This is a genomic window from Paenibacillus thiaminolyticus (genome assembly GCF_003591545.1).
GTDB lineage: Bacteria > Bacillota > Bacilli > Paenibacillales > Paenibacillaceae > Paenibacillus_B > Paenibacillus_B thiaminolyticus_A.
The window spans coordinates 68,248-82,170 of the sequence record NZ_QYZD01000003.1; the positions used below are offsets into that span (position 1 = coordinate 68,248).

Genomic DNA, 13,923 nt, shown 5'->3' on the forward strand with positions numbered 1-13,923 from the left:
TTGGAGCAATAGAGGAAAAAAGGAACGATTTTCAATCATGAAGGTGACGGAAGTTGCCGAGGCGGTTGGAATCGAGAATATGGCGCATTTTTACGAGCTGTTTAGAAGATATACGGGCTGCAAAGCTAAGGAGTATACCGCCAAGCTGGAAGCAGATCCTTACAACCCGTTGATCAAGGTCCAAGAGTGAATCTCCACAAAGGCCATTCGCAAGACCAGGATCGTCCCCGGCGTAACGAGAGAATAAAACGTCATTATTTTCTCAGTTCAAATTCCTTTATTTTATTTTCGACAAATTGTTTGAAGTTATATTGTTTTTTGAGCTTGAACAGCATAATGGCTTGTTCGAAATCCGCTAATGCCGATGTATGCTGATTTAAAAAATAGTGATTTAACCCTCTTTCATAATACAGCTCTCCAAAAAGATAGAGAGAATTGTATTTCAAGCATTGTTCGATTCCTTTGCTGCAATAGTGTATACAGTTGTGATAGTCCTGATTTCTTGATAACGAACGTGCGAGCGCGTAGATGTTTTTGATTGGCAATGTCCTGTCTTCGATATAATAATGCCGATGAATATGGCGGTACGTCCAATGTAAAATGCGCAGAGCCTTGCGGTTTTGGCTGGATTCAGATAGCAAGATGCCAATACTGTTAATAATCGTCAATTCCTGTTCCGAACAAAACTTTAAGCATTTGCAAGTTTTTCTTAATGCTGTTTTCAGCATCGTTAAGCATGAACTAGAGTCCTTAGAGGAATAGTAATGAGATATCGCTTTCGCCCAGAGGAGGAATTGCTGATCTTCGGATCCTTCAAAAAGATGGCTTTCTTCTTCCAGAATCTTTAGCACTTGTCCGAAATCATTTTCTTCAATAAAGGAGTGGACAATAAATTTAATATTATTTTTGTAAGTGATATTGGAATCGTTGTGGATATCAAATAAATATTTGACATTCACTCTTAATTTTTTGGACAGTAAGTATAATATGAAGCCAGATGGTATTTCTCGCCCATTTTCTATGTTGCTGATATGAGGTTGCGTACAAATCCCCTTCGCCAGAGCCTGCTGGCTCAATCCTTGTTTCACACGCAAGTCCTTAATAATTTTCCCAATTTCAATGGCATTTAACGTATAAACCATATAGTCCCTCCTCTTTACACAATTTTACACTTATTTATCGGATGCTGGAGGAAATATGCTTGTCCTGGCAGGGAATTTAAATTCCTCCTTTTGTATTTTTCGGAATAATACAGATGTATTTTTATGGCTTTTCGGTAATTTTTTTCACTTCCCTGCCGATTTGGGTCGGATTCCGGACGGTTTCACATTATTGGAACAAAATATAACTATCCTTATTTATCGATCGAATTCGAACCATGTTATCGTTAAATTAGAGTTAGTGAATAAATAGCTATGTGAGAAAGGGGAAAAATTATATGAATAAGATCGCGAGTGCATTTTTGGTTATCGCCTTATTTTTTGGTTATCAGCAAGCAGCTTCGCCCGACACCGATTCATCATCAACAGCCGTAAAATTAGAATTGCGCAGTGACCATCATCTGATTGGAGGGCATTAAGGAAGAGTTGCTAATCATCTTGAATGCTGTCATTTTATCTACAGCAAGTACGGTTCCGATTGCATCCGAATCTTATATCGATACGGTGTAACTGAGGATTACAGAGAGGGATAGGCAGTCAAAATTGACGAAAAAGCCTATTAATATGCAGGAACAAGTATTGGATAGCTGGTTCCACCAAGCCAACCGGTTTATTTCACAAAGCAGTGACTAATGACCTGAATATAGGAAAAAATGCACCTCTCTCACGAATAAAGTGAGGGGGGATTTTCATGTTATAGGCCGCTCGGAATTATTGGAGTTGGCGGTTCAAATTATCAAACAATAGAACAAAAATAAATGAATTCTTCATACGAAAAGGAGCAGAAGCGATACTCCAGATACAAGATTTACTCCTTGCATAGTAATTTAACTTTGATCATCACTTGGGTGATGATTTTATGGAGGCGCTTCATAATGCGGTGAATGGTGTGACCTTAGAAGTGATTACGGTTGACGATGTGCCCAACTATTAATAAATTACCTGGAGGGCTCAAAGTGCCAAATTCAAAAGAACAACATATGGGAGCTACGATGAAAAATGAGAAGCACATCTATTTTTCAGCTATGGATTTTGAGGGAGTACCACTTCCTGAACAAGTCAAATCGTTTTTAATAGAATCTGGATTGCCTGAATTTGCTCCCCCTTACTTGGAATTTGGAACATCGCAAACGAACTTTTTTAAGATCAAAAATACCAGACATAGGAGTGAACATTATTTTTCGATAGGTACGACAGGCGGACGAGATAAAGCGAATTGACCTCAACTCTGTAGCGGATGGCGGGTTCTGGGCCACTGAGCTTGAGGAAATAATAAACGGTTAAGAGGTGTAGCGAATGGGTGTACAAGAAGCATTGCGGCATCATTTCGATGACGTGTTGAGTTATTGGAGTTACAGCTTTGGAACTTTGCCAAAGTTACCATATGATGAGGCTGCAAACCCGATGTTGTACCAGGGTGAGCCCGATGAAGAGGATTATATTTTTTGGAAGCCGGCTGAAAAGGAGAAAAAAGATAATTTTGAAGTAATAGAGGAAAACTTGGGTTTGGGCTTGCATCCTTCAATACAACAATATTTCAATTCATATTGGTTTTTGGAACTCCAAGGATTTTATCATTCAAAGCGAATTTTTCTAGAACCTGTGGAGCCCGATAAGGATATGATTAGCTTTTTCATGACTCAAAAAAGATACGAGGAACGTCAGGCTACCCCTTTCCGGCATATTCAGATTGGGTTCATAGCACCGGAAGATGCGGCTTTACTCATAACGAGACGGGAGAAATAATGCAAGAGAATGACGAAACAGGAGATACCATTGTAGTAGCCGAATCTTTGGAAGCTCTGATTAGGGACATGCGAATATCAAAATAAGTATATGTTCAATCGACCTTGATTGGCTCCGTGCCCTTCAAGTCTTTTGTATTTAGACGTATACTATGACATAAATCACACTTTGTATATTTGAATGTGTCTAAATATTGACACTCATTATGAGGCCGTGATATTATAACGTTAAAATAACGGACCATCGAAAAAACGTATTATAATTTGCGATGAACCCCATGAAGAACCTCGATATCCGGTTGCAACTCCAGCAAGACACTGCGCATCTATGTATACACGTTTACGTAACATTCCGCATCTATGCTACCAGGCAGCAGCGCTTAGCTTCCAGGCCAAGCGCATTCACATTAACCTTCCATGCAAACGCAGCACGCAGACCTGCTCGAACGAACTTTCCATGAAGCATCAGAGGAACACATTTCATGTCTCGATGACCGCAAGAGAGCTTGACACTCAGACAACTCGCCAATACGCGTTTTATCTATTTATTATCATGAAAGCGCAAACAATTACAATCCTTATTGTAAAGGAGCGAGATTGGATGAAACCGTTTTTTTCGATTGTTATGGTTTGTTCGCTGCTGCTGCTGGCGGCATGCGGGAACTCGAGTGAACCAAAGGACACAGGCAAGAATGACGACGGTAAAAAGGTGGTCAAGATCGGCATTGCGCAGTACGCGAATCATCCTTCGCTGGATGGGGCGAGAGAAGGCTTTTTGCAGGCGCTGAAGGATGCCGGGTACGAGGAAAATGTCAATTTGCAAGTGGATTTCCACAATGCGCAGGGTGACATGAACAACAACCTCACGATAGCCCAAAAGCTGGTCGGCGACAAAAACGACCTGATCCTGGCGATCGCCACGCCGACCGCGCAGGCGGTTGCGAAGGCGACGAAAGACATCCCCGTTCTATTCACGGCCGTGACGGATCCGGTCACATCGAAGCTGGTCGACAGTCTCGAGAAGCCGGGAGGCAATGTGACAGGCACGCGCGACACGAATCCGGACTCGATCAAGAAGACGATGGAGACGATCAAGAAATTTTTCCCCGAGGCCCGCAAGATAGGCGTTATTTACAATTCCGGCGAGCAGAACTCCGTCGTCAATATCGCTAACGTCAAGCAGGTGCTGCAAGACAGCGGACTGGAGACGGTCGAGGCCACCGTAACGAACAGCTCCGAGGTGAAGCAGGCCGCTGATTCGCTGGTAGGGCGCGCGGATATTATCTATCTTACGTCGGATAATACGGTCATTTCGGCGCTCAGCTCGGTCGTGTCGGTCGCGAATGACAAGGACATTCCACTGTTCTGTGAGAGCAGTGAATCGGTCGGGGAAGGCGCGTTCGCCTCGATCGGATTCCAGTACTACGATCTGGGCTACACGACAGGCAAGATGGCGGTGGAGGTGCTGAAGGGCGCATCGCCGGCAGACATCCCCGTCCAGTTCTCCGAGAAGCTCGAACTGATGATTAATCCGAAGGCGGCGGAGGCGCAAGGAATCACTTTGACGGAAGAGATGACACAAGGCGCAATCCTGATTGAGAAATAAGTCGTTCCAAATTAGGAGGATGCTATCGTGCTATATGCGCTGACGGGTTCTTTGGAAGCAGGGGTCATTTACGCGTTGATGGCCCTGGGCGTTTACTTAACGTTTCGGATTCTCGACTTTCCCGATTTGACCGTCGATGGCAGCTTTGCCACCGGGGGAGCCGTGGCGGCGGTCATGATTACGTCCGGCTATTCCCCGCTGCTCGCCACATTGGGCGCGCTGCTGGCGGGATGCGTGGCAGGAACCGTAACCGGCCTGCTGCATACGAAAGGGAAAATCAATACGCTGCTATCCGGTATTATTTCGATGATTGCTTTGTATTCGATCAATTTGCGGATTATGGGCAAGGCGAATACGCCGCTGTTGGGGGAGAACACCTTGTTCACGCAGCTTGTCTCCTTTGTGTCCAGCCTGCAGCCGATTGCGATTTTGGCAGCCGTAGGAATATTCGTCCTCCTCATCAAATGGGCCATCGACTGGTTCCTGGATACGGAGATTGGCTTGGCGATTCGCGCCACCGGCGACAATGCGAAAATGATCCGCAGCCTCTCCGCGAACACCGACAATATGAAAATTATCGGGCTGAGCCTGTCCAACGGATTGGTAGCGCTATCCGGCGCGCTTATCGCCCAATATCAAGAATTTGCGGACGTCTCGATGGGGATTGGAATTATCATCATCGGCTTGGCCTCCGTCATTATGGGGGAAGCCGTCTTTGGCCATGCTTCCATCCGGCGGGCGACCTTCGCCGTAGTCGGAGGAGCTATCCTTTATCGTCTCATTATTATGCTCGCTCTCCGCATCGGATTGGATCCGAATGACCTGAAGCTGCTGACCGCCGCGATTGTGGTCTCCGCCCTCGTCATGATGCGGGTTCTCGCTACATGGAAAGACAGGCGGATGAAATCCTCCGAGGAAGATGTTCCGCATGTGTCCATCGACATCGACCAGGGAGCAAGGGGGGAAAGCCATGCTGAAACTTGACGGGATTCGGAAAGTGTTCAACCGCAGGACGGCGAGCGAGAAGATCGCTTTGCAAAATACGAATCTGACGCTTCGCGAGGGCGATTTCGTAACGATTATCGGTTCTAATGGAGCGGGCAAGTCCACGCTGATGAATATTATCTCGGGCGGGATGGCGCCGGATAGCGGGACCATCGAGATCGACGGCGAGAACGTAACCGGCCTCTCCGAATTCGAGCGCTCGCGCAAGATCGGACGCGTGTTCCAGGACCCGATGGCCGGAACGGCGCCGACGATGACAATCGAGGAGAATCTCGCGGTCGCCTTCTCGCGCGACAAAAGACGCACCCTCCACCGGGGCGTGAACAAGAAGCGGAAGGAACTGTTCCGGGAGAGCCTGGCGTCGCTGCATCTCGGGCTCGAGAACCGGCTGTCGGCCAAGGCCGGCCTGCTGTCAGGCGGCGAGCGGCAGGCGCTCAGTCTGCTGATGGCGACCTTCACGCAGCCGAAGGTGCTGCTGCTGGATGAGCATACGGCCGCACTTGATCCGGCGCGGGCGCAGTTGATTACGGCGCTGACGAAGGAAGTGGTCGAGCGTTCCAACTTCACGACGCTGATGGTGACGCACAATATGCAGCAAGCCATCGAGCTCGGCAACCGCCTGATTATGATGGACGCCGGCCAGATTATTTTGGATGTGCCGGAAGAGGAGAAGAAGCATCTTACGATCGAGGTGTTGTTGAAGAAATTCGCCCAGTTGAAGGGAGTGGCGGATGACCGCTTGCTGTTGGGATAGATAAAAAAGGGGAGGGAGCGGTAATGATGATTCAAAGTCAGGGGTATCCGTCTGCCCCGCCAATCGAAGAGCCGGAACGAGCCGGAACGCGGCATGAAGACAAGCGCGGGCTGCTTGAGCCTTATCAGGTGCTGGCGCCGGACGGGGAGCTTCGCCACCCTATCGAGGGAGCCATTGACGAGGATCTGATGATACAAATGTACGAGAACATGGTGCTGTCAAGAATGTTCGATCGGAAGGCGGTCAACCTGCAAAGGCAGGGCCGAATGGGCACATACGCCCCTTATGAAGGCCAGGAAGCTTCGCAGGTCGGGAGCGCGCTCGCGCTGTCTCCCAATGATTGGCTGTTCCCCAGCTATCGCGATCACGCAGCCGCGATGACGCATGGGCAGGCGCTTAGCCGAGTCCTTCTCTATTGGATGGGGCATATGGAAGGCTCCATCAGCCCGGAAGGCCGCCATATTATGCCGCCGTGCGTGCCGATAGCCACGCATTTGACGCATGCCGTAGGCACGTCGTGGGCCGCCAAGCTGAAGGGGGAGAGGCAGGCGAGCATCGTGTACTTCGGCGAAGGGGCGACCTCGGAGGGAGACTTCCACGAGGCTTTGAATTTTGCCGGGGTGTATCAGACCGCGACCGTCTTCTTCTGCCAGAATAACGGGTATGCGATCAGCGTGCCGTTCCATGCGCAGTCCGCTTCCCGGACGATCGCCCAGCGTGCGGACGCTTATGACATGCCGGGGGTGCGGGTGGATGGCAACGATGTGTTCGCCGTATGGCTGACCGTGCGCGAAGCGATCGAGCGTGGCTTGAACGGCGGCGGACCGACGCTTATCGAGGCGGTTACATTCCGTTACGGGCCGCATACGACCAGCGACGATCCGCGCAAGTATCGCGATCAGGCCCGCCTATCCGCCGAGTGGAGGGAGCAGCGCGATCCGATAGAGCGCTTGAAGCGGCATCTCGTGAAGAGGGGAGCCTGGAGCGAGGAGCATGAGGAGCGTCTGGCGGAGCGGGTCAGCGGCCTGATCGAGGCCGCGGTCGTGGAGGCGGAGAGCTATCCGAATTCCCGTCCTGAAGATATGTTCATGCACGTAAGCGCTGACATGCCGTGGCCTGTGGCCGAGCAGCGGGAACAGAGCGGCCTGTGTGCGGAAAGGCAGGGTGAGGCATGAGCCGGAGGTTCACGATATTGCAAGCGATTCATGAAGCGCTAGATCTGAAGCTGGCGGACGATCGGCGCGTCATGCTGACGGGCGAAGACATCGGTGTCAACGGCGGCGTGTTCCGGGCGACAGAGGGGCTGTTCGACAAGTACGGCAAGGAACGGGTCGTCGATACGCCGCTGGCTGAAGCCGGCCTTATTGGCTCGGCTATCGGGCTGGCACTGAACGGCTTCATTCCGGTCGTTGAAATTCAATTTTTGGCCTTCATTTATCCCGGCTTCGAGCAGCTCATTACCCATGCGGCCCGCATGCGGTATCGGACGCGGGGACAGTACAATGTCCCTCTTGTTATCCGCACGCCATATGGAGCGGGAATTCGCGGGCCGGAGCTTCATTCGGAGAGCGTGGAAGCATTCTTCGTCCATACACCCGGCCTCAAGGTGGTCGTGCCGAGCAATCCTTATGATGCCAAAGGCCTGCTCATTAGCGCCATCGAAGATCCCGATCCGGTTGTTTTTCTGGAACCGGCCCGGATCTATCGCGCCTTTAAGGAGGAAGTGCCGGAGGAGATGTACCGCATTCCGTTAGGGAAGGCGAATATCGTCCGGGAAGGCACAGACGTGACGCTGATATCGTGGGGGGCCATGATGCGGGTGGCGCTTGAAGCGGCCAGTCAGTTGGAGCAGGAGAAGGGCTGGTCCTGCGAAGTCATCGATCTCCGCTCGCTGTATCCGCTCGATCGGGATGCGATTGCGGCATCCGTGAAGAAGACGGGCCGGGCGCTGATTGTTCATGAGGCGCACAAGACGGCTGGCGTCGGCGCGGAAATTGTCTCGCTGATCAATGACGAAGCGCTGATGTATTTGCGGGCTCCGATTCAGCGGATTACCGGCTTCGATGTGCCGGTTCCGCAGTTCTCGCTCGAGGACGTCTATGTTCCGACGGTCGATCGGGTGAGAGCGGGAATCGCCACTGCAATTCAGTTCTGACCGTTCAGGAGGGGGAACGCAAATGATAGAGTTCAAGCTTCCCGACGTGGGAGAAGGCATTCACGAAGGGGAGATCGGGAAATGGCTGATCAAGGAGGGAGAGCGGGTTGCCTGCGATCAGCCGATCGTCGAGGTGCTGACGGACAAAGTGAACGCCGAGCTGACCGCTCCGGCAGGCGGCGTAGTGCGCAAGCTGATGTTCGCCGAGGGGGACGCTGTCCAGGTAGGCGAGGTGCTGTTCCTTCTTGAAGCGGAGGGGCGCGTACCTATGGAGGGATTGGGGAAAGCGGAACAGGCAGCCTCTGCCGTGGCCGCTCCTCCGCCTCCGCTCGCAGTATCCGTGCCGCCAGCCGCACCCGCATCCCCGGCAGGAAGAGTGCGTGCGGCCCCCTATGTTCGCCAGCTTGCGCGGCAATTGAATGTCGACATCGAGCAGGTAAAGGGGGGCGGAGCGGACGGCCGCATTACCGAAGAGGATGTGCGGCGCTATGCGGCGGGGGGCACGGCGAAGGAACCGGAAGGCTGTGACAAGCCGCTGCCGAATGAGGCTCAGCTTCAGCAGGAGCGGACCGATGCCGCTGCCCGGCTGGAGGGTTCCGGACTGGCACCCGCTTGCCCCGAGGAACGTATCCCGCTGCGGGGCGTGCGCCTGAAGATCGCCGAGCGGCTAGTCAAGGCGGTGACCATCATCCCGCATGTCACGCAGGTGGATGAACTGGAGGCCGATGCGCTGCAGGCGCTGCGTGAACGTCTTCAGCCGCAGGCGGCCGAACGGCAGGTGAAGCTGACGTACTTGCCGTTTTTTATCAAGGCGATCGTAATCGCGCTCAAGGAATTTCCGGCCTTCAACGCGTCGCTCGACGATGAGAGCAAGGAGATCGTCTTGAAACGCTATTATCATATCGGGATTGCGACCGATACGCCGAACGGCCTTATCGTTCCGGTCATCCGGCACGCCGATCGGAAGACCGTCTTCGAGTTGGCGGAAGAGATTGGGCGGCTGTCGGAGCGGGCCCGCGCAGGGAAGCTGGCGCTGGAGCAGATTACCGGCGGCACCTTCACGATCAGCAATGTCGGGCCGATCGGCAGTCTGCTCGCGACGCCGATCATTAACCATCCGGAGGCGGCCATTCTGGCGCTGCACAAGATGGAGCCGCGCATGGTCGTCCGCAACGGGGAAGGCGTCATCCGTATCATGATGAATATGGCGCTCTCCTTCGATCACCGGATTATCGATGGAGCGGATGCGATTCGGTTCACGAACCGGATCAAGCGGCTATTGGAGCAGCCTGACTTACTATGGGCGGAGATGGTATAGATGGTTGTCGGCGAGATTGCAGTAGAAACGGAAGTTGTTGTTATTGGCGGCGGTCCGGGCGGGTATTCGGCGGCCATTCGCCTGGGCCAATTGGGGAAATCGGTTGTTCTGGTGGAAAAAGAAGAGCTGGGCGGCGTCTGTCTTCATTCGGGCTGCATTCCGTCCAAAGCGTTGATTCATGCGGCCGGCCTATATGACGATGCCAAGTCGTCCTCCAAGCTGGGGCTGCAGCTGGACCCGGGGGCGCTTGCCTTCGATATGTCCGTATGGCAGCTGTGGAAATCCGGCATCGTCGGCAAACTGCGGAGCGGAGTGGAACAGCTCTGTGCCGCCAACGGGGTTGCGGTCGTGAAGGGGAGCGCCGTCTTCCTGTCCGCCGACCGCGTCGGGGTGGAGACGGAATCCGGCTTCGAGACCTATAAGTTCCGGCAGGCGATCATCGCGTCGGGATCACGGCCGCATCTCCCGGCATTCGCAGCAGTTGGCGGTCCACGCATCCTCACTTCGGCGGAGGCGCTGGAGTCGCAAAGTCTGCCGGAGCGTCTGGCCATTATCGGGAGCGGCTATATCGGCATCGAATTGGGCATGGCCTTCGCCAAGCTCGGATGCCGCGTGACGCTCATTGAGCGGGAGGAGCGCATCATCCCGCTTGTAGACGGGAGCCTCGCCGCAGAAGTGAAGCGGCGCGCCAGCAAGCTGGGGATGGTCATCAAGACGGGGATGGAAGTGCGCGCGGTGGCTGAGCATGACGACCATGTCGAGCTGCGCCTCGAATCGCGGAAGCATGGAGAGGAAAGCATCCTCTGCGACAAGGTGCTGGTGACGACCGGGCGCATGCCGAACACGGAGGGGCTCGGCCTTAGCCAGGCGGGGGTGCAGGTGGATGAGCGCGGCTATGTTCCGGTCGATGCGGAGTGCCGGACGAATATGCGCCACATCTTCGCCATTGGGGATATTACGCCAGGGCCCGCTCTTGCCCACCGGGCCTCGAAGCAGGGCACGATCGCTGCAGAGGTTATCGGCGGACTGCCTAGCGCCTTCGATTCGCCCTATGTGCCGTATGTCATTTTCTCCGATCCGCAGATTGCGGGCGTGGGGCTGACGCGGGCGGAAGCCGAGCGGCAGGGCATGAAGGTGAAGACGGGCCGCTTCCCGTTCCGGGCCAACGGATACGCGCTGGCGGCCGGGAAGACAGACGGCTTCGCGGAAGTGGTCGTCGAAGCGGATTCCCACCTGCTGCTGGGCATGCACGCGGCAGGCACGGATGCCGGCAGCTTAATCGGCCAAGGCGCGCTCGCCCTCGAATTGGCGGCGAGAGCGGAGGACGTGGCCATGACGGTGCATCCGCACCCGACGCTCAGCGAAGGCTGGCTGGAGGCGGCAGCTGCCGCCTTGGGGCATGCCATACACATTGTGAATGAGAGGAGGCTGGAAGATGAGTAATCGGACGGACCCGGATAGATCGCTGGACGACGAGCGTCTGGCGCATTTCCTGAACCGGATTGACCGGGGCGACAAGATTGAAGCGGACGATTGGATGCCAGACGATTACCGCAACCAGTTAATCAAGCTGATATCGATGCATGGCGTGAGTGAAATTATGGGGGCGCTGCCCGAGAAGGAATGGGTCCCGAAGGCGCCGACGCTGCGCCGCAAGCTGGCGATCATGGCCAAGGTCCAGGATGAGATGGGGCACGGACAGCTGTTGCTGCGCGTCGCCGAGGATCTGATGGCGCCGCTCGGCCAGACCCGCGAGGATCTGCTGCGCAATCTGTTCTCAGGGAAGTTGAAGTTCCACAATGTCTTCCATATGGAGGCGCCCACCTGGGCGGATGCCGGCGTCATCGCCTGGCTCGTCGACGGCGCAGCGATCATTACCCAGACGATGTCGCTGGAGACATCCTACGCGCCGTATGCCCGCGCGCTCCAGCGCATCTGCGCGGAAGAGAAATTCCATGCTCAGCACGGGGAGAGCATCGTGCTGGAGCTGGCCGAAGGGACGCCGGCGCAGCGCCGGATGCTGCAGGAGGCCGTGAACCGTTGGTGGCCATCCTTGTTGATGTTCTTCGGCCCGCCGGAAGGCGGGACCGTGTCCAGCAATCAGCAGATGAACATGCGCTACAAGATTCGCTCGCAGACGAACGAGGAGCTGCGGCAGGCCTTTTTCCATAAATATGTGAACCGGATTTTTCATCTGGGCTTGACGCTTCCGGACGACACGATCCGTTATGACGATGTGGAGGGCGTCTGGCATTACCGGCAGCCTGACTGGGACCGCTTCGTGCAGATTGTGCGCGGGAACGGGCCTTGCTCGGCACAGCGGCTGCGGCTGCGGAAGACATCCTACGAAGAGGCGAAATGGGTGCGCGACGCAATGCTGGCGCCCCGCACATCCTATGCGGCAGGAGGAGCGATATGAGCAGCGAACGTGAGGAGCAGTTTGCCATCTATGAGGTGTTCAGCCAGAAGAGCCCGTCTGCCGGCTTCGCGCACCAGTTCAGCTTGCTGGCGCCCACCCCGGAAGCCGCGCTCATGATGGCGAGGGAGAATTTCATGCGCCGCGAGCCCTGCATCAATATCTGGGTCGTGAACCGTGACGATATCCATGGATTGCCGCCGGAGGAACGGGCGAGCCTCGAACGGCTGGACAACAAAAGCTACCGCGAAACGAAGGGCTACGGCGATGTGCAATCGAGGTGGCGCCGCCACAAGGAAGTGTACGAGAGCACAGCGGATATCGTACGGAAGGAGGGCTGACATGGCAGAGCATATTGGCGTAGAGACGGCGGAAGAGGCCAGGCGCAGCCCGGAATATGCGCGGGCCTTACAGGAATTGCTGCTGCAGATTGCAGACGATGATTATATTTTGGCTTACCGGGGATCGGAATGGCTGGGGCTGGCCCCTCACATCGAGGAAGATGTCGCCTTCTCGTCGATGGCGCAGGACATGATGGGGCATGCGGCGATGCTGTACGGGATGCTGGAGGAGCTGGGGGCCGGCAAGGCGGATGATCTGGCGCATTTGCGCAGCCCGGAGGCGTTCCGCAATGCTATTCTGGTGGAGCGTCCGAACGGACCGGGCGAGTATGCGGATGAGCCGCATTATGACTGGTCCTATGCGATTGCCCGCTGCTGCCTATATGGCCTGTTCAAGGACATCCGGCTGGACGCGTTGCGCCGGTCTTCGTATGTGCCGCTGGCGCAGACGGCAAGCAAAATGCAGCGTGAGCATCACTATCACATCCGGTATTGGCGCTCATGGTTCATGCGGCTGGCAGACAGCACGGGTGAAGCGCGCTTGCGCTTGAACGCGGCTGTGGCTCAGGTGTGGAGCGATGTCGGCAGCCTGTTCCCGCTTGGCAGCGAGGAGGAGGCGATCGTCCGCTTCGGGCTGAGCATAGGCGGCGACGAATTGGCGCGGCGGTGGAAGACGGCGGCGCAGAGCTTGTTCGAAGCGAGCGGGCTCGCCTGGCCGGGAGATTGGGCCATTCCTGTTCGGAATGGACGCGACGGGCAGCATACCGACGATCTGGCGCAAGCCGTCGCCACCTTGTCGGAGGTGTACCGGATTGATCCGGCGGCTGGCTGGTAAAGGGGGAGGTTCATCATGACGCAGCATACCCAGCAAATGCTGACGGGGCTGGAGGAGCGAATCTGGACTTTGCTGCGGGAGGTCAAAGATCCGGAAATACCCGTCATCAGCATGATCGAGATGGGCATGATCCACAGGGTGATTATCGACGAGGGCGCCGTGGACGTTGAGGTGCTGCCGACCTTCATTGGCTGTCCCGCTCTGGACATGATGAAGAGTGAAATTCAGGAGAAGCTGCTCTCCATCGAGGGAGTGCGCGAGGTAAGCGTCCGCTTCCTGCGGGAGCCGGCCTGGACCTCGGATCGGATTAGCGACGAAGGCAGGGAGAAGCTGTGCTCGTTCGGCATTGTTGCACCGCCGCGCGGCTGCCTGCCGGGCGAGGATTGGGAGGTGCGGTGCCCCTACTGCGATTCTCCGCATACCCGTATGGACAATATGTTCGGTCCGGCAGCTTGCCGCAGCATTTTATATTGCAAGCACTGTAAAAATCCGTTCGAAGCCTTGAAAGTGTTGTGAGGGTCTGATGAAGCAATAGGCGAACGACGGGGAAAGAAGGCAAGCATGGGCTAACGAAGGCAAGCAACGCAG

At 54.9% G+C, this 13,923-nt stretch carries 16 protein-coding genes; 15 read left to right on the forward strand and 1 reads right to left on the reverse strand.

Features of this window, described 5'->3' with window-relative positions:
• The first annotated feature begins 37 nt into the window (after positions 1-37).
• Positions 38-190 (forward strand): helix-turn-helix domain-containing protein, encoded by a 153-nt coding sequence (locus DQX05_RS05280; protein ID WP_259391787.1) that lies wholly within the window; start codon positions 38-40, stop codon positions 188-190.
• A gap of 64 nt (positions 191-254) precedes the next feature.
• Here DQX05_RS05280 and DQX05_RS05285 read toward each other — a convergent pair whose 3' ends face one another.
• Complete coding sequence (locus DQX05_RS05285) at positions 255-1,142, reverse strand: helix-turn-helix domain-containing protein (protein ID WP_119791551.1); 888 nt, start codon at positions 1,140-1,142, stop codon at positions 255-257.
• Between the two features lie 296 nt (positions 1,143-1,438).
• Here DQX05_RS05285 and DQX05_RS30560 point away from each other — a divergent pair, with 296 nt between their 5' ends.
• From DQX05_RS30560 to paaD, 14 genes are all read left to right on the forward strand, one after another.
• Positions 1,439-1,579 (forward strand): hypothetical protein, encoded by a 141-nt coding sequence (locus DQX05_RS30560; protein ID WP_182914628.1) that lies wholly within the window; start codon positions 1,439-1,441, stop codon positions 1,577-1,579.
• Between the two features lie 537 nt (positions 1,580-2,116).
• A complete protein-coding gene (locus DQX05_RS05295; RefSeq protein ID WP_119791552.1) occupies positions 2,117-2,380 on the forward strand; it encodes a hypothetical protein in 264 nt (87 codons plus the stop codon).
• A 76-nt stretch (positions 2,381-2,456) separates the two neighbouring features.
• Positions 2,457-2,906 (forward strand): SecY-interacting protein Syd, encoded by a 450-nt coding sequence (locus tag DQX05_RS05300; RefSeq protein ID WP_119791554.1) that lies wholly within the window; start codon positions 2,457-2,459, stop codon positions 2,904-2,906.
• A gap of 600 nt (positions 2,907-3,506) precedes the next feature.
• Positions 3,507-4,511: an ABC transporter substrate-binding protein gene (locus DQX05_RS05305; protein ID WP_119791555.1), complete on the forward strand. Its 1,005-nt coding sequence runs from the start codon at positions 3,507-3,509 to the stop codon at positions 4,509-4,511.
• 27 nt (positions 4,512-4,538) lie between these two features.
• Positions 4,539-5,495 (forward strand): ABC transporter permease, encoded by a 957-nt coding sequence (locus tag DQX05_RS05310; protein WP_119791888.1) that lies wholly within the window; start codon positions 4,539-4,541, stop codon positions 5,493-5,495.
• Positions 5,482-6,270 (forward strand): ABC transporter ATP-binding protein, encoded by a 789-nt coding sequence (locus tag DQX05_RS05315; RefSeq protein WP_119791557.1) that lies wholly within the window; start codon positions 5,482-5,484, stop codon positions 6,268-6,270. The genes DQX05_RS05310 and DQX05_RS05315 overlap by 14 nt, the downstream gene beginning before the upstream one ends.
• Positions 6,271-6,293: 23 nt before the next feature.
• Positions 6,294-7,445 (forward strand): pyruvate dehydrogenase (acetyl-transferring) E1 component subunit alpha, encoded by a 1,152-nt coding sequence (gene pdhA / locus DQX05_RS05320; RefSeq protein ID WP_397334938.1) that lies wholly within the window; start codon positions 6,294-6,296, stop codon positions 7,443-7,445.
• The gene (locus tag DQX05_RS05325; protein WP_119791558.1) at positions 7,442-8,425 is read left to right on the forward strand and encodes an alpha-ketoacid dehydrogenase subunit beta; all 984 of its coding nucleotides are present in this window, start codon (positions 7,442-7,444) and stop codon (positions 8,423-8,425) included. The genes pdhA and DQX05_RS05325 overlap by 4 nt, the downstream gene beginning before the upstream one ends.
• A gap of 22 nt (positions 8,426-8,447) precedes the next feature.
• Positions 8,448-9,743 carry a dihydrolipoamide acetyltransferase family protein gene (locus tag DQX05_RS05330; RefSeq protein ID WP_119791560.1) on the forward strand — a complete coding sequence of 432 codons (1,296 nt, stop codon included), beginning with the start codon at positions 8,448-8,450 and terminating at the stop codon, positions 9,741-9,743.
• Complete coding sequence (gene lpdA / locus DQX05_RS05335; protein ID WP_119791562.1) at positions 9,744-11,186, forward strand: dihydrolipoyl dehydrogenase; 1,443 nt, start codon at positions 9,744-9,746, stop codon at positions 11,184-11,186.
• Positions 11,179-12,162 (forward strand): 1,2-phenylacetyl-CoA epoxidase subunit PaaA, encoded by a 984-nt coding sequence (paaA, locus tag DQX05_RS05340; protein ID WP_119791564.1) that lies wholly within the window; start codon positions 11,179-11,181, stop codon positions 12,160-12,162. Before lpdA ends, paaA begins: the two co-directional genes overlap by 8 nt.
• Entirely contained in the window at positions 12,159-12,500 is a 342-nt protein-coding gene (gene paaB, locus DQX05_RS05345; protein ID WP_119791565.1) for a 1,2-phenylacetyl-CoA epoxidase subunit PaaB, read from the forward strand. The genes paaA and paaB overlap by 4 nt, the downstream gene beginning before the upstream one ends.
• A 1-nt stretch (position 12,501) precedes the next feature.
• Complete coding sequence (gene paaC / locus DQX05_RS05350; protein WP_119791567.1) at positions 12,502-13,335, forward strand: 1,2-phenylacetyl-CoA epoxidase subunit PaaC; 834 nt, start codon at positions 12,502-12,504, stop codon at positions 13,333-13,335.
• 15 nt (positions 13,336-13,350) lie between these two features.
• Positions 13,351-13,851, forward strand: a complete 501-nt coding sequence (gene paaD, locus DQX05_RS05355) for a 1,2-phenylacetyl-CoA epoxidase subunit PaaD (RefSeq protein ID WP_119791569.1) — start codon at positions 13,351-13,353, stop codon at positions 13,849-13,851.
• The last annotated feature ends 72 nt before the right edge of the window (positions 13,852-13,923 follow it).